This is a genomic window from Micromonospora sp. C95 (assembly GCF_018070465.1).
GTDB lineage: Bacteria > Actinomycetota > Actinomycetes > Mycobacteriales > Micromonosporaceae > Micromonospora.
Genome location: NZ_JAGPXT010000001.1, coordinates 23,481 through 40,995, shown reverse-complemented (window position 1 = coordinate 40,995; position 17,515 = coordinate 23,481). Strand labels below are relative to the sequence as shown.

The following is a 17,515-nucleotide window of genomic DNA, read 5'->3' as shown; positions in this document are numbered from 1 at the left end:
GCACCTCGCCAGCCGGCTCTCGCGTCTGCCCCGCCGGAGGCGAACCTCGCTGATACCACCGCCGGGTGACCCCCACGCGTCCACTGGTCTGGGCCTGCGGCCGGACACCCCCGTCGGCCGAGGGCGAGCCCGCCGCTGACGACTTGACCTTCATCGGGAGACGAGCAGCGATCAGCGCTGGTCGTCGGCCATCGCGCGGACATCAGTACTTACAGGGGCCTCCGGCGCGAGTTCGGTGACGACCCCGCAAGCCCGCGATCCGCGGAGGGTGGCCGTCTCCACCCGCTTTCCTCGCACCCGCTCGAAGGCCGCGCGACGTCTTCCACCGGCACGCGCGGCCTTCGCCGTCCCCGCCCACCACCCGCCCGCCGCCATGAAGGAGTGACCAGTCATGACCATCCGCGTGCTGTCCTGGATCGCCATCGTGGTCGCCGGCGTCCTGCTGCTGTGCTCCGGGCTGGCCACCACCCTGATCTCCAGCGGCGACGCCGGTGCCTGCGGTATGCCCGCCAGCGTCACGGCCACCGCGTCGACGGCGGCGCACGGCCCCGCTCCGGACGGGATCGCTGCGATCGGTGACTGGAACGCCGAGCAGGTGGGCAACGCCGCCACCATCACCGCCGTCGGCATGCGCCTCGGCGTCCCGCCCCGCGGCTGGGTCATCGCCGTGGCCACCGCGATGCAGGAATCCTCCCTGATCAACACCCCCGGTGGGGACCGCGACTCGGTCGGCCTGTTCCAACAGCGACCCTCCCAAGGCTGGGGCACCCCCGAACAGTTGCACGACCCGCAGTACGCGGCGACGACGTTCTACCAGAGGCTGCAGGCCGTCGACGGCTGGCAGGCGATGCCGCTGACCGAGGCCGCCCAGGCCGTGCAGGTCAGCGCCTTCCCCGACGCCTACGCGAGATGGGAGGGACCGGCCACCCAGCTGGTCACCGCGATCGCCGACACCGCCGGCATCCCTACCGACGGCCTGGCCGGGTGCGGGGCCGTCGGCCCGTGGACGCAGCCAGTCCTCGCCCCCGTCGGGTCAGGGTTCCGTACCAGTGACCGGCCGGGCCACGACGGCGTCGACCTGAGCGCCCCGCGCGGCACCGTCATCCGCGCGGCGTCCGCCGGGACCGTCCGCACCGTCCGCTGCGACGCCGTCCACGCCGACACCGGCGCCGAATGGGGCTGCGACCGCGACGGCGACCCCGTTCTCACGCGCGGCTGCGGCTGGTACGTCGACATCGACCATGCCGGTGGGCTGCTCACCCGCTACTGCCACATGGACCAGCCGCCGCTCGTGACGGTTGGTCAGCCGGTCGCCGCTGGCCAGCCCATCGGCGTCGTCGGCTCCACCGGCCACAGCTCCGGCCCGCACCTGCACTTCGAGGTGCACCACGACGGCGATGCCAGCCCGAACGGCGCGATCGACCCGGTGCCCTTCATGGCGGCTCAGAATGCCCCGCTCGGCTTAAGGCCCTAGAGGCGATGCCGGCGGATCCACGGTCACTCCAGCTCGGCTGCCGTCCCGTCCGGGACGACCGCCGCAACCTCCATCCACACACATCCTGAGGAGGAAGGCACGTGAGCACACCCACGCTGATCGGCGTTGCCGCGTTCCGCGGCGGCTACACCGCCCGCTTGATCCAGTTCGGCGAGGATCCGCAGGTTCTGGTGCCGCTGTTGCGCCGGATCTGGACCGACACGTTCGGCCGTGACACCGACGCCATGGCCGCCGCGCTGCTGGCCCGCGACTGGTGGTCCCTTGCCATCAACCCCAAGCCCCGCCCGTGGGACCGGCAGCCGCCCGTGCCCGGGCTGGGCTACCCGGTCGTCACCGAGGACGACACGAACCGGCGGGGCTCGCTGCGCGAGCCCGTTGACGGGTTTCTCGAGTGGCTGTATCTGCTGCACCTCGACCAGCGGCGGCTGGTGGTGTACGAGGCGACGGTCCACGGCCGCTGGCTGCGGCACAGCGCGCACCACCTCGACTCGGTCGAGGAGCTGTTCGTCACCGCACCCGCTCTCGAGGAGGGCGGGCCGGAGATGACGGTGTGCACCGTCTGCGGCGCGGTCGACGAGATCGACCACGTCGAGGTGCCGTCCATGGCCGGCTACGGCTACGACACCGCCACCAGCTGCACCCGCTGCGGCTCCTCGGTCGTCACCGACCCGATGTTCGGCGACCACGTCACCCGCAGGCCCTGGCCGCCGCAGCAGCCCGCCACCGGTGACGCGACGGGCAGCGCCAGGTGAACACCGACCACATGCCCGCGCCGGCCGCCGCTGACGGCGGTCCCTTCACCGACGCCGACGACCGATCGGAGACCACCATGACCAGCTACGAGGTCGGCCAGCGTGTCGCTCTGGTCCACACCAGCGACCCGCACACCCTGCTGCGCCCCGGAGACACCGGCACCGTCCGCCGCCACGACCAGCGGCACAACATCGTCGATGTCCTGTGGGATAGCGGCTCGACGCTGTCGATGTGCCTCGACGCCGGTGACCGCATCGCACCGGCCACCACCCCGTCGCCCACCGGCGATCTGGTCGGCGAGGCCACCGGATGGGCCGCCGCGCTGCGGCGGATGCGCGCCGCCGGTGCCGAGGCCGGACGCACCGCCGCCGAATGGTGGGCGCAGGACACCATCGGCGCCCGCGCTAGTGGCGACACCCGCCTGGCCGCGCGCCGGATTCTGGCCGGCGTCGAGGACGGGGATCCCGCCGTCTTCGACTCGCTGCCTCACTTCTCCTCGGTGGGAGAGTCGGTCGACATCGCCGGGTGGGAGCTGTTCGCCGACGCCACCGGCGACACCACGGGCTGGTTCGGGCTGCGCCTCCAGCGGCGCGACGAGGCGATGGCCGTCTACCGCGACGCCTACGACACCGCCGCCACCGACCGGGTCGCCGCACTGTGTCACCTCGCGGCCAGCCCCACCGGCCGCGACGTGTCCCACCTTCGCCCCGACCGGGTCCGTATCGGCGACGTCGGTGTGTTCGCAGGCGAGTGGGCGCGCACCACCGGCCCCGACGGCGACGACCGGATCGAGGTCGGGTTCGTCGGCACCCTGATCGATCACTGGAACGGGTGGGCGGTGTTTGCCTGCACCCGAGCCGTGGCCGAGGCGATCGTCGCCGACCAGCAGCGTCACCGCGATCAGTACCGCCACCGCCTGCGTGAGCAGGGCGTGCCGGCCGACGACCTGGACCGGCGGGTCGACGCCGCGCTGGCCGACCTGTCCTTCGATGGCGACGTCATCGTCGCCGACCAGCGCGCCCTGGCCGACGACCCGGACGCCATCGACCGCATCACCCCGGACGGTGACGGCCGGTACGTGGTGATGGGCCGTAGCTGGTGCTGGGAGGCCGTCGACCCGTACGCCTGCGACCGGATCGTCGGCGACCTGCCCGACCCCGACCAGGCATAGGCCGACACCCCAACCATGCCGCGTCTGCCGAGGCTGAGCCGAATTCGGCGGCGGCATCCGACACACCCCCACGACAGGTAAGACCACCAGGAAGGAAACCCAGTGACCATCCGTACCCAGGAGGAGATCGTCACCCGGACATGGGCTCTGCGGGCCGACCGCGGGGACATCTTCGGCTTCCGCGAGGAGGTGCTCGTGGAGGCACTCGACCTCGACCATGCCCACCAGGTCATCGCCCCCCGACACCCGGTCGGTGGACAAGCTCGGCGAACTCGCCTGGCTCCTCGGCCGCGACGACATCGTGGCGGCGATGGACCACGCCGGCTACCCGATGTACGGGGCGCCCAAGGTCAAGGCGTTCGCCGACGGGTTCGGCTGGCCGTTCCTCGACGACCTCGACGGCGACGAGGCTGGCCCTGGCCCGGATGGCCGAGGGACAGCAGTGCGACCCGCAGGGCTGCGAACAGGGCTGCGCCGACTGACCACGACCGCGCCGCCAGCATCGCTCCCGGCCCTAACCGTGCATACGTAGTCAGCCGGCGCTCCCGCAATCCCACACCCGCCAACCAATGCGACTTGATCAATTGGGGTGGCGGGGGTTCCATCGTCGGCGCCGACACCGCCCGCGCGGCCTCGACACCGACCAGCACGCACCAGCGGCGACCCGACGTGTCGCCGTAACCCTTCAGCACCACCAGGGGTGTGGTCGCCCACCTGCCGGCCCGATGGGCCGGCAGGGGTTGGCCCCACCCGTCTCCGCTGTGCGGTACCCACCGCCCGCGCACCCGGAGACGGGTGCGCGGGCCCGACCCCGAATCGAGGCAATCCCATGACCACACCACACTCGCCGGCCGGTTCACCGCAGAGCGACCCGGCCCCGGCCGGCGGCGCCGGCACTCCCGCCACCGAGGCGACCGGCCGGTCCGGCTACCTCTACCGCAAGATCGCCCTGCACCTGGCCGACCACCCCGACACCATCCTCAAGGTCGGCGAGATCACCCGGGCCATCGGCGCACCATCCTCCGGCGCGGTGTTCGACGCGCTGAAGAAGATGGCCGCCGCCGGGCACGCCACCCACCACCGCGATCCGCACCACCGCTTCCAGATCACCCAGGCCGGCATCGACGCCGCCGGCACCCTCCCATCCGCCGCACCCCGCACCCGCTCCAGCGGCGGTGCTGGTGGTGGCCGGCGGTCCCGGCCCGTTCCGGTGCGGCGACCGAACGGGACGCTGTACCACCCGCGGCGGCTCGGCAGGGGTTGGGACGTCGAGGAACTGCGGCGGCTGCGCACCCAGCGGGTGCCGGTGCTGCTGTACGGGCCGCCGGGCACTGGCAAGACCGCCATGGTCGAGGCGGCGTTCCCCGACCTGCTCACCGTCGCCGGCACCGGCGACACCGTCGTCGACGACTTCCTCGGCTCCTACACCCCGGTACCCGGCGGCGGCTACGAGTTCGTCCACGGACCCCTGGTCACCGCGATGCGCGACGGGCGGGTGCTGCTGGTCGACGACGCCACCCTCATCCCGCCCCGCGTCCTGGCCGTGCTGTACCCGGCCATGGACGGCCGCGGTGTACTCACCATCCCCGCCCACGGCAACGAGACCGTGCAGGCCGCCGACGGGTTCTACATCGTCGCCGGCCACAACCCGGGCGTACACGGCGCGGTCCTCACCGAGGCCCTGGCCTCCCGGTTCACCGTCCACCTGCACGTCACCACCGACTGGGACCTCGCCCGCCAACTCGGCGTTCCCAAGCAGGTCGTAGCCGCGGCGATCGACCTCAACGCCGACCTCGCCGCCGGCAAGACCGTGTGGGCGCCGCAGCTACGCGAACTGCTCGGCTTCGTCACCGTCCGCGACCACCTGGGCATGACCGCCGCCCTGGCCAACCTGGCCGGCATCGCCCCCGAGGACGCCCGCGACGACGTCACCGCCGCCCTGTCCCGACACACCGGCACGCCCATCACCGCGCTCGCCCTCGGCAAGCGCTAACCGCCGTTCACCTCAGATTTCTGGAAGGAGCCAATCCGTGTCACACCCCAGCACCCACCTCCAGCAGGGCGCACCGCCGACGCCGGCCGGCGCCAGCGACTGGCATGACTGGTCCGCGGCGTGGACCAAGCACGTTCCGCTGCTGACCGGCCGTACCGACCTCACCGTCCTCGTCGCCCCCGGCGCCGCCGGAGACGCACCCGAGTGCTTCTACCCCGACCTCAACCGGATCGAGGTCGACGCCACCTACATCGCCGAGCGCCCCGACGTCACCAACCCGGCCAAGGCCCGGCACAAGCGCCTCGTGCCCACCGGCTACGGGCTGCTCGTGCACGGCGCCGCGCACGCCGCGCACAGCCGCTGGACCACCCCGCCCGGCACCCCGCCGATCCTCGCCGCCGTCGCCGACATGCTGGAGGAATCCCGCGCCGAAGGACGCCAACGCGCCCGCCGCCGCGGCGACCGCCGCTGGCTGCGCCACGTCGTCAAAACCCTCCTCGACCCCGACGACGCAGCCGTCGACGACCCGTGGCACGCCGGACAACTCGCCGCGCTACTCCTCGCCCGCGTCGACGCCCGTATCGTCACCAGCAAGGACGTCCGCCCCGTCCGCGCCGCCGTCACCGGCGTCCTCGGACGCAAGCGCCTGCGGCAACTGCGGGACATCTGGCGGGAGGCCCACACCTGCGACGACGCCGATGCTGACACCATGATCTGCCTGGCTCGCCGGTGGTGTCAGGTCCTTGGCATCGACCCCGACCAGCAGTACGACACGCCCGTGCCGGACGCCGGCCTGTTCCCCGGTCGCCTCGCCGCGGCCCTCGTCGACTACCTCGCCGTCGCCGCTGGTGTCACCCCGGCCGAGTACGCCGCGGCGCTGCTGGCCCACCGGCACAGCCCACCAGCAGAGTGGGACCGCACCGACCCGACCGAGCAGGAACACCGCGCGGCCCGCGACCTCGCCCACCGGCTGCGGCAGGCCCGCACCCGCCACCCCGAACCCGGCCGGCGCCCCTCGGCGATCCCACCCGGCCGGCTGCGGACCCGGCAGGCCATCACTGCCGAAGCGCAAACCGCCGCCGGGCAAATGCCGACCGCTGCCCCGTGGCAGCAACGGGCGCAACTGCCTCCGGAGAAACCGCGCCTGCACCTGGCGATCCTGGTCGACCTGTCCGGGTCGATGGCCCGCTACACCGAGGCGATGTCCTCCGCCGCGTGGATCTTCGCCAACGCGGCACGCCGCGCCGAGGCGACGACCACCACCATCGGGTTCGGCGACCGCACCACCGTCCTGGTGCCCCCACGCACCTACCCCCGCCAGGTGATGCACATGCGCACCGGGCTGGCCACCGCCACCTTCCCGGAAGCGGTCAAGGTCGCCGACCAACTCCTCGACCTGCGCCACGGCCGCACCCTGCGGATGCTCGCCGTCGTCTCCGACGGCTACCTCGACGACATCCCCGCCGGACAACAACTCGTCACCACCCTGCACCGCGCCGGCTGCGCCGTGCTGTGGCTACACCCCGCCGACCCACCCACCGGCGGCGAGCCGACCGACCCGGACCAGATCTGGGGGCACACCTTCACCCACGCCACCACCCTGACCGTCACCGACCCGACCGAGGCCATCGCGGCGATCGCCGACGCCGCCGTCACCGCACTCACCCAGGCCTGAATCCCGGCCGAGCGGGCCCCGAGCCGGCAGCAAACCAGTCCCACTCCGCGCCGCGGCGCTGCACCGGCCGCGGCCCGCGCATCACCGTGCGCCGGGATCCACGACATACCAGGGCCTGGAAAGCGGGGCCGCCCAAGCGGCCCCACTCGCATCCCGCGCAGGGCCGATGCCGAACGCCTCGCTGCCGCTCCTGCGACTTGACCATCCCGCGCCATCGAAGCGTGCATGCATCGCGTCCTGACCGACCCCGGGTCCGGACGCGGTACGACGCTGCCCATCAAGGAGTTCCGTATGCGTTACGGCACCGACGACGAACACCCCTTCGACACCGACAACCGCGCCTGGCGGCGCCTGCGCGACGTCACCAGCGAACACTTCGACACGATCATCTGGAACCGGGACCCGGACGGACGGCCGGTCCTGCTCACCCTGCGCGACATGCGCACCGGAGACACGGTCACCCTCGCCGTCCTCGACTCCCTGGAGATCCGCGACCCGCACGCGCTGCTCGCGGTCCACACCAGCGGCGAACTCGGCGCCCACGGCCCCACCAGCGGCGCCGAAGCAGCCCACTCCCACGCCGCCACGCTCGCGCTCGACAGCACCACCATCGCCGTGACCAGGCCCGTACCGCTGCACGACCCCGCCGTCACGGACCTGCCCGCCGCCAGTTGGGTCGACCTACCACCCGACCTCGCCCCGATCCTGCGGCCGGCCCTCGACGACGCCCGCACCGCCGTCCTCGTGCTGCTCGACCGCACCGAAGGCTGGCTCGCCGCCATCGGCCCGTTCCCCAACCACGCCGCCGCCGACACGTGGCAACCCGCCGACGGACCCGGCCGCACCGCCGACCGGCTCACCGTGCCCCTGCACCCGATCACCATCGAGCAGGCCCAGCCATGACCAGCACCCGACCGCTGGCACACCCCGGCTCCTCACCCATCGTGGCCATCGACGTCGACGGCGTCCTCAACCCCGCCAACCCCGCCCACGCCGAGACACTCGGCTACCGGCCGCACCGCTACGACGGGCCCGGCCCGGACGGTCGGCGCGTCACCGGCACCGTCTGGCTGAACCCTGGCCACGGGTCGTGGCTGCGGGAACTGGCCAAGCGCGCCCAACCGGTGTGGTGCACCAGCTGGAACCAGCTGGCCGCCGCATGGATCGCGCCACGGCTCGGCCTACCGACCGCCTGGCCGCATGTCCCCGTCCACGCCGGCGGGGTCCGCTTCGGCCACCAGAGCAAACTCGCCGACCTGTATGCCTGGGCCGCGCGACGGCCAATCGCCGTCCTCGACGACGAGTTCGGCGGCAAGGACTCCACCATCGCCGACCAGCGCACCGCAGGCGGCGCACCCACCCTGCTCCACCGGGTCGACCCGTACGACGGGCTGCGCCGTGCCGACGTCGACACGGTGCTGACCTGGCTGCGCCGGCTCTGACCAGGCCTTACCGGTGCCGAGGCACTCCATTCACCCGGATTCGCGGGGCCCGCATCCACGGATGCGGGCCCCGCGCCGCAACGACAAGGAGTTGACTATGGACAGCATGTTCGATCCCGCCGACGATCCGGGTAGCGACCGGTCACCCCGACTCAGCGTCGGCGACCCGGAGCTACGCAAGACCCGACGGCTCGCCCGCGAGTGCGCCACCTGCATCTTCAAGCCCGGCAACCCGATGCACCTCGACCCCGGCCGACTCAAGCAGATGGTGACCGAGGCGTGCGGCGACGCGGGATACATCATCTGCCACTCGACGCTGCCCTACGCCGGCAGCCCGGTCCCGCCCGCGGTCTGTCGTGGCTTCGCCGACCGCTACCGCACCTGGCAACTCCAGGTCATGGAACGACTCTGGGGCTTCGTCGACATCGAGCCACCCGAACCGGACTCCGCCCGTACCCCCGAATGCCCAGGAGACACCCACCATGCGTGACATCGACGGCTTCCTCCGACGCCAAGACCAGATCATCGACACCACCGGCTGGGCCGTCACCCACGTCCTGCCCACCGACGACGACCCTGACACCACCGCCCCGTTCGCCTACACCGTCGGACTCACCGCCCACGACTACCCCGAGCTGATCACCGCCGGGCTGCCACCCGAGGTCGCCCACAGCCTCCTCAACGACCTGGCCCGCCGGGTCTACGACAAGGCCGAACGGTTCGCCCACGGCCAGCGCATCAGCGATCTCATCGCCGGCTACGACGCGATCATCATCGACGGGCCACCCACCGAAGAGCTGCTGCCCGCGATGGCGATCAACCGCTACGGCCGCGACCAGATCCGCCTCCAGCAGCTGGTGTGGCCCGACAAGCAGGGCCGGTTCCCCTGGGATAACGGATACAACTTCGACCCGCACGCACAGCCACTCATCGCCCAGCTGTAACAGAGCATGCCAACCGCCCTTCCGGGATCCGGGCGCCCCAACCGTCGCTGGGATTCCCGGCGGCGATCCGAGCCGGCCGTTCCGTCTATGGCACCGTGTCCCCACCGTTGCTGAGATCAACATGCCGTCACCCACTGCGGCGCGAGCCACCCGCGGCTTCCGGCGCTCGCCGGCACGAAGCGAGAAGACGGCGCTGGGCATAGGCGATCGCCTGGTCGAGCGGATGGTCAGCCGCGCCCGCGTGGACCGGCTGTATGACAATGATTCGGTGACCGTCAGTACGCTGCTCCTAGCCGGCGCCTCGGTGCTCCTGGGACTCGGGCTGTCGATCTTTGTCAACCCGATCCCACGACCGGCCTGGTTCAAGGGCAGCCACCTGACAGTCCTGGTCGTCGTGGCGCTGGGCGCCGGCGTCTTGGCGATGCTGCTAAACAAAGCCGCTGATGAACTACCTGCCGGAGCGCCCCCGCCGGATGGTGCCGTTACGGCCGTCGAGTTGGCACCGGACCTGCGAGATCGCATCGTACTGTCCACCGACGATAGCGCCGGCTCGTACCTGCTTTTCGCGTCGCGCCTCGACGGGACCAACCGGCGCCGAATCGCGGACTGGGGAGGACCGATCACCGCAATACCGAAGTCCACCAACATCGTAGTGTCCCGCTACGTTGAGCGGTCCGGGCATGGCCGGATCGAGATCCGCACCATCACCGGTGACCTGGTCAGGGCGCTGACGAAGCCTCCGGTCGGATACGGTGACGACTCGGCGTCTTACGCGGTCGATACTGGGTATGTCTACTTCATACGAACTAAGTGGAACAGAGCGGACGAGCAAACCTCGACCGCCGGGTCCAGCGTCGTCATGCGCGTCCGTATCGACGGTTCCGCGGCCGCTGAGGAGGTCCGGGTCGGGCAAGAGCTGCGGACCGTCTCCGTCGATGACTCCGGCCGGGTCATCGCGGGGACGTGCGACGACCCGAGCCACGTCGGTCAGGCATGCCTGGTGTCCGCCGACGGCGATGGGTTCGCGTACATTCCGGGGTCGGAAGGTACCACATTGTCAGACGTCCAGGTGTCACCGGATGGCCGGTACGTGGCCTACTCTTCCTTTGCCAAGAATCCGTTCGGCGAGTCTCAAATATTTCTGTACGACTTGCACAGCAAGAAGACGATCGACGCCTCCCGACTGGACGGCCTCAACAGCCAGCCCTCCTGGGTGCGCGGCTCGAACAACCCCTGCTTGCTGTTCACACACGACCTTTCCGGCAGCGATCCGTCCGTGCACCTCGCCTGCATGCGCGGCGACTGGCAGACCGCAAAAATCCTGCCCATCGGCCAGTATCCCGAATTGATCCAGCCGTGATCCGCGCGTTATTGATCGCCGGTTTCGGCACGCTCGCCACCGCCTTACTGGGGTTGGCTGGAAACTGGCTCTCGCAGATCCTGCGGTTACGCAAAGGGCAGGTCGTCGGAGGCGTCGTCATATGCGGCCTACTGCTCACCCTCGTGGGCGCCGTGGCGCTCTTTCCGAAAGACGATGCTGAGGAACGGCCCGAAGAGGCCGGCGCGGTCCCTGCTACCAGTCTCGCAGAACTGGCCCCGGAGCTTCTCGACGAGCGCCTCCTCACCATCGACGACAGCGCGGATCGCCCGTCGCTGTTCGCATCCCGGCCGGACGGAACCTCACGGACACTGGTCTGGGACATGCCGGACAGTTGGCCTGCCGCCATAATCCCCGGCAAGGACGACCTCATCGTCTCAGCCCCCTGGGAGGAACGCTCCACGGACCGCCTGGAGGTCTTCTCCAGCCAGGGGAGGTTCCAGCGAGCACTGACCTCCCCGGCCGCACTTGAATCAGATACCTCACCGACCTATGCGCCCGCAACGAAGCGGGTATATTTCATCCGGCAGTCCTGGCGGGACACCGGGAACGGCTCCCGGATAAGCGCGCAAAGCCGGCTGATGGAAACCTCTCCTGACGGATTCGGTGCACCACAGCCCATATCGACGCCTGGTTTTGAGATGCGCACCGCTTCCGTCTCCGTCGACGGCCGGACCATCGCCGGCCAATGCGTAGACAAAGAGGACGATTCAGCCCAGGTCTGCCTGATATCACTGGGCAAGTCCGGCGTGAAAAGGCTACCGCAGAACGAGCAGGCCGCACCGAACGAGGTTTCAATATCTACGGACGGCAGGTACGTCGCGTACTCGTCGCCAGCCACGAACCCGTACGGCGAAACCCAGGTGTACGTCTACGACAGCCGCACGGGAGCGACCACCATGGTCACCCGCTTGGCGGGCTTCAACGGGCACCCCGCCTGGGCCCCCAAGGCCAGGAAGCCATGCCTCGCGTTCAGTCATTTCGAGCGTCCACAGGGCTCGAGCATTCACGTCACCTGCTTGTCCCAGGAACCGGTCACCGTTGCGGCGGCACCCATCGGGTCGATCCCAGTCTGGCTGCCCTGAGCTGAAGGGCCTGTCCGAAAATTTGTGGGTGGATCTTGGTGTGATCGATGTTTTTAGTTGTCGTTGATCCGGTCGCTGTACTGCTCGGCGAGGGCGTTGAGGACTTGTCCCCAGGCGGGGATTCGGGCGGCGATGTTCTGGCCGGCTCGTCGTTTCTCGGTGACGACGAGGTAGAGGACTTTCATCGCGGCTTGCTCGGTGGTGAAGTGACCTCGCCGGCGGGTGGCTTGCCGGAATCGGCTGTTCAACGATTCGATCATGTTGGTGGTGTTGATCAGCTTGCGGATCTCCACGTCGAAGGCGAGGAACGGGGTGAACCGTTCCCAGTTGGTCTGCCAGAGGCGGATCACCGCTGGGTACTTGGTGCCCCAGGTATCGGTGAACTCCTCGAAGCGCATGCTGGCCGCGTCGAGCGTCGGGGCCGTGTAGATACCACGGAGCGCGGTGGTGATCGCTTGCCAGTCACGGCGGTTGCTGTAACGCAGGCTGTTGCGCACCAGGTGCACGACGCAGGTTTGGTGAGTGGCCAGGGGCCACGCGGACTCGATGGCTTCCGGGAGGCCTTTGAGCCCATCGGAACAGATGATGAGGACATCGGCGACACCGCGGTTGCGTAGCTCGGTCAGGTAGACCAGCCACTGCTTGGCGCCTTCCCCGCCGGTCCCGATCCACATCCCGAGGACATCACGGTGGCCGTCCAGGCCGATGCCGACCGCGACGTAGACCGGCCGGTTAGCGACCTGCCCATCGCGCACCTTAATGACGATCGCGTCGATGAACACGACCGCGTAGACCCGGTCCAGGGGCCGGTTACGCCAGTTGGTCAGGTCCTCGACAACCGCATCGGTGACCTTGCTGACCAACTCACGGGACACATCGGCGTCGTAGACCTCGGCCAGATGTGACTGAATTTCCCCGGTGGTCAAACCCTTGGCATACAACGACAGGATCATCTCGTTGAACCCGGCGACCCGCCGCGAGTGCTTCCGGATAACCTGCGGCTCGAACTCACCCTGACGGTCACGCGGGATCTTCAACCCGACCGGCCCCAGATCCGTGTGGACCGTCTTCGCTGAATGACCATTGCGGGCGTTACGGGCGCCACGGCCAGCCGGGTCGCCCTTGTCGTAGCCCAGATGCTCCGACATCTCCGCTTCCAGCGCCGTCTCCAGGATCCGACGAGTCACACCGGCCAGTAAACCGCCCGGCCCCACCAGCCTCACCCCGTCGACCCGCGCCTGCTCCAGCAACTGCTCAGCGATCCGCTGTTCCGCCACCGAGTCCACAGACGAACCCCGCTCGCCTTCCAGCTGCTGCTCAGCACCATGATTCGTAGACATGACGTGATCCCCTCTGGCCGGGCTTCCTACCCGACCTAACGGACCACACCAAGATCAACCACAGAGTTTCTGACAGGCCCGAGCTGAACAGACCCGGGGACTGGTTATCAGTTGTGTCTTTGCGGGCCAATGCCTCCTTGTGACAGTAACTGGCCGGGGCGGGCGCGAAGCTCGTCCAGGTAGCGGCGTACTGTCCGTTCCGAGGTGCCGATCGTCTTGGCGATGGTGGTCGGGTGCTGGGTCGGGTCTTCCCGGTAGGCGTCGATGACGGCCTTCCTGGTGGCGCCGCGGCGTCGCCGCTGCCGAGCCTGGTCGCCAGGGCTGTCGCCGTCGCTGTTACCGCGACGTGGTTCGTCGTCGTTGTCAGCCTCGGCGGGACGGTGTCCGCTGTCGGGGTTGTTGGGCACAGTCGTGCCGAGATTGCCTGAGGGCTTCGGCTGCTCGCTCGGCGTGCGGTCAGCCGGGTCAGCCGGTGGTGGGTGGTCGATCGCCGTGTTGTCGGTCAGCGCGCCGCTCGCGGGGGTGCCAGTCCGCTGGACGGACGACGTTGCTGCCTCGTGCTCGGTGCGCGGCGGCACCGCACGTACCGCGTGATGTGGTGCGGGCAGCGTCCCGGACGTGGGTTGGGTCAGTTGCAGCCGGGCGGATAGTTCTACCAGGCTGATGCTGGCGACGATGATGAGCCCGTCGACTGAGACAGGTAGCAGGTAGGCCGATAGGCCGGTCTCGCCGTAGCGTGCGGCGACGCCGACCATGTGCCAGTAGGAGACCCAGGCGGCGATGCCGGCGATGGCGGTGGTGGCGATCAGCCGCGCGGCGGCCAGGAGTTTGCGGTGGACCGGGACGCGGGAGATCAGTTCGACGGTGAGCAGCAGCGCCACCGGTGGCCAGGCGGCGATGGTCTGGCTGATCGGGTGTGGTGGGGCGTGCAGGATGTTCGCGGCCACGGAGGCGGCCACGCCGACGATCAGGGTGGCTCGGACCGCCCACCGGATGCGCTTGAGGCTGCGGACGGTGGCCGGTGTGTCGGCCGGGCGCTCGGCCCGCCCCGTCGCGGTGGGGGCGGGCAGGGTTTGGGCGCTCATGCGGCGGCGCCGGGGTTGCGGCGGGCGCGGCGACGTACGTCGTCGATGAGGGCGCTGGCAAGTTCGATGGTGCCGTCGGTGGGTTCGGTGTCGAGTTCTTCCAAGCGGCGGGTCAGTTCGGCGAGTCGGGCGGCGATCGCATCGGCGTCGTCGAGGTCGGCGTGGCGGCGCATCGCCGCCTGGTAGACCTGTTCGGCGTACGGGTCGTGCGCGATGGCCGCGTTCAGCACCGTGAGGGCCTCCTCCGGTTGCTCGCACAGCGCGTCGGCGAGGGCGAGGTGGGCGTCGAGTGCCTGTCGGCGTACGGCCTCCCGGTACGGTTCGGCCCACTCGTAGCGAGTGCCGTCGGCGAACGGGCCGTGGTAGGCGGCGACCGCTTGCCGCAGCGCCGCGACTCGGGCGTCGCCGGTGGCGGTTTCCGCAGCGGCCAACGCCTGGCGCATGCGCCACAGGTCCACGTCGAGGGCGTCGCGGTTGAGCTGGTAGCGGTGCCGTGGGTGGGTGATGTAGGTGGCTGCCCCACCGGTGCGCTTGAGGGCTTGGCGCAGGGCGTAGACATAGGTGTGGATGCGGTGGGGCGCCTTGGAGACGGTGGCATCCGGCACCAGGTCCTCTTTCATCGCGTCGACGGTGGCGCCGCCGTCGCGGACGATCAGGTACACCAGCAGTTCCATGGCCTTGGCGCGCAGCGGCTGGTCTGGGTCGGCGCCGACGATGCGCGGCTGGCCGAGGACCCGTACCGCGACGACTCCCGGCCCGTCGCCTCCGGCGGCACCGTCGTCACCGTCGTTGGGGTTCTGGCCGTCCTCACCGTCCGGCCGAGGGCCTGCCGTAGCCGCCGTGTTCGTGCTGGTCGTAGACGCTACGGCCGTCGGGGCCACGGTGGTGTCCGGGACCGACGTGGCGTCGGCGAGTTGGTCGGGGGTGGTGGCGTCGGGCTCCGGGGTGGGGGAGGTGCCGGCGGTGGGGTCGTCGTGGTCGTCTGTGGGTGTCGCGGGCGGGGTGGTGGCGACCCGGGTGGGAGGCCGCGGCTCGGTAGGTGCCGGCGGCTGGGGCAGGCCGGTGTGGGACTCGGCGAGGGTGGGTAGCAGCGCGGCGGCCTCGGCGGCGGTGATGACCGCGAGACGGCCGACTTCGGCGGGGTGGCTGCCGTGCCGCGAGCCTTCGCCGCCGGTGGGGGTGGTGGTGCCGTCGCCGGCCACGACGACGGTGTTGCCGTCGGGCCACGCTCCGAGCAGGACACCGTGGATGTCCAGACGCTGTCCCTGGGCGAGCAGGGCGGCGATGCGGGTCCGCTCGGGTGGCCCGGTGGCGTCGGCGAGCAGCAGGATCGGCGGCAACGGCTCCTCGGACGGGTCGGCGATGCGCAGGTGTGCGACGGTGTCGACCTCGTGCCCGTGCACCAGGCGGGTGCGGTGCAGCGTCTGCTCTTCGAGCAGTTCGAGGGCCTCGGTCAGGTCAGCGGTCACGGTGAGCCGGGGCGTGGCCGGCACGTTCACGACGGCGGCGCCGAGCAGGGTGGCCAGGGTGGCGGCGGGCAGCACCACGCTGCCGCGCCCGTGTGGGTCGTCGACGCCGCCGGCGGCGAGTGCGGCGGCGAGGAAGCCGCGCGCTGCCGCCGGGGCGCCGGGCCCGGTCAGGCCCAGCCCGGCGGGAGGCCATGCGGTGAGCATCGGGTTGCCGAGGGCGGGCAGGTTCGGCGGCGGCGCATCGGTGGGCTCCGGCTGGCCGGCGTGGTCGGGCAGGTCATCCTCGGGCAGGTCGGTGTCGGTGAACGCGTCGTCGTCGACCTCGTCGGTGTCGTCGAGCAGGTCGTGTAGGCGGTCGCCGGTGTCCGGGGTGGGGGTGCGTAGGCCACGCCGGATTCTGGTCACCACGTCGGGCAGCGGCGTCAGGTCCGGGTCGTCTACCCGGCTGTCGGCGCTGGGCGGGCGGGGTGTGTAGCGGCGGCGGCGTAGCCGCCACACCACAGTGGTGGCGGCGGCGATGGCGAGCGCGAGGCCGAGGTCCAGCCAACTCCCGGTCCCCAACGTGATACCCGGGCCGCACGACTCATCCGATGAGCTGTTCGTCGGCGCCGGCGTAGCGGTGGCGTGGTCACTCGGGAGGTTCCCCGCGGTAGGCGGTGCGGGTGTGGCGGTGGTGGGGTTCGGCGGCGTGTCGCTGCCCTCGCCGGGGGACGGCATGCCGGTCGGTTCGGCCGGAACAGGCGGTTCCTGGGTGTGAGGCGGGTCGGGCTGCGACGGAACCGCCGGGGTGGGGCCAGCCGCGCCTGGTGGGGCCGCGTCCGCGGGCAGGTCCAGGATCCAGCCGGGGTAGATCAGGTCGGGGTTGGTGAAGGTTCCCCCGACGGTGTCGAAGCGTGCGCCGCGGTTGAGCGCCCAGATCTCGGGCCAGCGGTCGGGGTCACCGAGCCACCGGTGGGCGATCGCCGAGAGGGTGTCGCCATCGCGTACCACGCAGGTGTGGGCAGGTCGGGGTGCCGCGCTGTCCCCGTGGCTGACCGTCAGCCGCGTCGCCGCCGATGCTCCGCTCGGCGCGCGGACAACGCTGGCGGAGATGGCCGTGCCGTGCCGAGCAGCATTCTCCTGACCACCGGCACCGTGACCCGTGTTCCGTGGTGATGGCCCACCCGCGCCGACACGATCCGACGCAGACCGGTCAGCGTCGGACCGCGCGGGGAGAGAGTCCTCGCCCGGCGGGCTGCCGGGCGTTGTGTCGGTCGTGGCGGTGGCCTGGTCTGCAGCGGGGAGAGCGGTGGAGGTGACGGCGGTGGCGCCGAGCAGCGCGGCCGTGAGGCCCTGCATCGGTCCTGGCATGCGCAGCGCGATGCGCCACCTGAGTCGAGCCGCCACGGCCCTGTAGACGTGGCGGACGATGGTGGCGGTGAACATGGCCCAGAGCAGCCAGGCGCTGGTCTGCAGCAGTGTGGTGAGGAAGCCGGTGGTCAGGGGCTGTTGCAGCCACGCGCGCAACTGGCTGCCAGACGGCATCGTGGGTGCCGGCCAGGCCGCCAGGTACAGCAGCACGAGTGGCGCCGCCGCGAGCACGACCACGGCCACAAGCGCTGCCGAGACCGGTGATTTCACTTGCCCTCCCGTCCCGGGCACCTCATTCGCGACGACCGGTGTGGCCGTGACATCGAACCTAGGAG

At 70.7% G+C, this 17,515-nt stretch carries 15 protein-coding genes; 12 read left to right on the top strand and 3 right to left on the bottom strand.

The features are described 5' to 3' along the window. Window positions 1-391: 391 nt before the first annotated feature. The 12 genes from KBX00_RS00185 (at window position 392) to KBX00_RS00130 (ending at window position 11,936) form a co-directional block, all read left to right on the top strand. Window positions 392-1,474 (top strand): M23 family metallopeptidase, encoded by a 1,083-nt coding sequence (locus tag KBX00_RS00185; protein WP_210821957.1) that lies wholly within the window; start codon window positions 392-394, stop codon window positions 1,472-1,474. Between the two features lie 101 nt (window positions 1,475-1,575). Continuing rightward, window positions 1,576-2,247 carry a hypothetical protein gene (locus KBX00_RS00180; protein WP_210821956.1) on the top strand — a complete coding sequence of 224 codons (672 nt, stop codon included), beginning with the start codon at window positions 1,576-1,578 and terminating at the stop codon, window positions 2,245-2,247. Then, on the top strand, window positions 2,244-3,419 hold the full coding sequence (locus KBX00_RS00175; protein ID WP_307867902.1) for a DUF4314 domain-containing protein: 1,176 nt from the start codon (window positions 2,244-2,246) through the stop codon (window positions 3,417-3,419). Before KBX00_RS00180 ends, KBX00_RS00175 begins: the two co-directional genes overlap by 4 nt. 217 nt (window positions 3,420-3,636) lie before the next feature. Further along, the gene (locus tag KBX00_RS00170) at window positions 3,637-3,951 is read left to right on the top strand and encodes a hypothetical protein (RefSeq protein ID WP_301547102.1); all 315 of its coding nucleotides are present in this window, start codon (window positions 3,637-3,639) and stop codon (window positions 3,949-3,951) included. Between the two features lie 297 nt (window positions 3,952-4,248). Continuing rightward, window positions 4,249-5,412, top strand: a complete 1,164-nt coding sequence (locus tag KBX00_RS00165; RefSeq protein ID WP_210821955.1) for an AAA family ATPase — start codon at window positions 4,249-4,251, stop codon at window positions 5,410-5,412. Window positions 5,413-5,449: 37 nt separating this feature from the next. Beyond that, window positions 5,450-7,087, top strand: coding sequence for a VWA domain-containing protein (locus KBX00_RS00160; protein ID WP_210821954.1), 1,638 nt, complete (start codon window positions 5,450-5,452; stop codon window positions 7,085-7,087). Window positions 7,088-7,378: 291 nt separating this feature from the next. Next, window positions 7,379-7,990 (top strand): hypothetical protein, encoded by a 612-nt coding sequence (locus tag KBX00_RS00155; protein WP_210821953.1) that lies wholly within the window; start codon window positions 7,379-7,381, stop codon window positions 7,988-7,990. After that, window positions 7,987-8,529: a hypothetical protein gene (locus KBX00_RS00150; RefSeq protein WP_210821951.1), complete on the top strand. Its 543-nt coding sequence runs from the start codon at window positions 7,987-7,989 to the stop codon at window positions 8,527-8,529. The genes KBX00_RS00155 and KBX00_RS00150 overlap by 4 nt, the downstream gene beginning before the upstream one ends. A 97-nt stretch (window positions 8,530-8,626) precedes the next feature. Further along, window positions 8,627-9,019, top strand: a complete 393-nt coding sequence (locus tag KBX00_RS00145) for a hypothetical protein (RefSeq protein WP_210821949.1) — start codon at window positions 8,627-8,629, stop codon at window positions 9,017-9,019. After that, entirely contained in the window at window positions 9,012-9,473 is a 462-nt protein-coding gene (locus KBX00_RS00140; RefSeq protein ID WP_210821947.1) for a DUF4262 domain-containing protein, read from the top strand. Before KBX00_RS00145 ends, KBX00_RS00140 begins: the two co-directional genes overlap by 8 nt. A 121-nt stretch (window positions 9,474-9,594) precedes the next feature. After that, window positions 9,595-10,833 carry a hypothetical protein gene (locus KBX00_RS00135; protein WP_210821945.1) on the top strand — a complete coding sequence of 413 codons (1,239 nt, stop codon included), beginning with the start codon at window positions 9,595-9,597 and terminating at the stop codon, window positions 10,831-10,833. After that, window positions 10,830-11,936, top strand: coding sequence for a hypothetical protein (locus tag KBX00_RS00130; RefSeq protein ID WP_210821943.1), 1,107 nt, complete (start codon window positions 10,830-10,832; stop codon window positions 11,934-11,936). Before KBX00_RS00135 ends, KBX00_RS00130 begins: the two co-directional genes overlap by 4 nt. A gap of 53 nt (window positions 11,937-11,989) precedes the next feature. On the opposite strand, the gene KBX00_RS00125 is transcribed toward KBX00_RS00130, so the two are convergent. The 3 genes from KBX00_RS00125 to KBX00_RS00115 form a co-directional block, all read right to left on the bottom strand. Continuing rightward, complete coding sequence (locus KBX00_RS00125) at window positions 11,990-13,276, bottom strand: IS256 family transposase (protein WP_301547101.1); 1,287 nt, start codon at window positions 13,274-13,276, stop codon at window positions 11,990-11,992. A 107-nt stretch (window positions 13,277-13,383) separates the two neighbouring features. Further along, window positions 13,384-14,361 carry a DUF2637 domain-containing protein gene (locus tag KBX00_RS00120; protein ID WP_210821941.1) on the bottom strand — a complete coding sequence of 326 codons (978 nt, stop codon included), beginning with the start codon at window positions 14,359-14,361 and terminating at the stop codon, window positions 13,384-13,386. Then, window positions 14,358-17,450 (bottom strand): BTAD domain-containing putative transcriptional regulator, encoded by a 3,093-nt coding sequence (locus KBX00_RS00115; RefSeq protein WP_210821939.1) that lies wholly within the window; start codon window positions 17,448-17,450, stop codon window positions 14,358-14,360. The genes KBX00_RS00120 and KBX00_RS00115 overlap by 4 nt, the downstream gene beginning before the upstream one ends. Window positions 17,451-17,515: the final 65 nt, after the last annotated feature.

Bases quoted from the DNA above. Each gene is read 5' to 3' on its own strand.
- KBX00_RS00185 (WP_210821957.1), top strand. From the start codon at position 392: ATGACCATCCGCGTGCTGTCCTGGATCGCCATCGTGGTCGCCGGCGTC.
- KBX00_RS00170 (WP_301547102.1), top strand. From the start codon at position 3,637: ATGCCCACCAGGTCATCGCCCCCCGACACCCGGTCGGTGGACAAGCTC.
- KBX00_RS00165 (WP_210821955.1), top strand. From the start codon at position 4,249: ATGACCACACCACACTCGCCGGCCGGTTCACCGCAGAGCGACCCGGCC.
- KBX00_RS00155 (WP_210821953.1), top strand. From the start codon at position 7,379: ATGCGTTACGGCACCGACGACGAACACCCCTTCGACACCGACAACCGC.
- KBX00_RS00150 (WP_210821951.1), top strand. From the start codon at position 7,987: ATGACCAGCACCCGACCGCTGGCACACCCCGGCTCCTCACCCATCGTG.
- KBX00_RS00145 (WP_210821949.1), top strand. From the start codon at position 8,627: ATGGACAGCATGTTCGATCCCGCCGACGATCCGGGTAGCGACCGGTCA.
- KBX00_RS00140 (WP_210821947.1), top strand. From the start codon at position 9,012: ATGCGTGACATCGACGGCTTCCTCCGACGCCAAGACCAGATCATCGAC.
- KBX00_RS00135 (WP_210821945.1), top strand. From the start codon at position 9,595: ATGCCGTCACCCACTGCGGCGCGAGCCACCCGCGGCTTCCGGCGCTCG.
- KBX00_RS00125 (WP_301547101.1), bottom strand. From the start codon at position 13,276: ATGTCTACGAATCATGGTGCTGAGCAGCAGCTGGAAGGCGAGCGGGGT.
- KBX00_RS00120 (WP_210821941.1), bottom strand. From the start codon at position 14,361: ATGAGCGCCCAAACCCTGCCCGCCCCCACCGCGACGGGGCGGGCCGAG.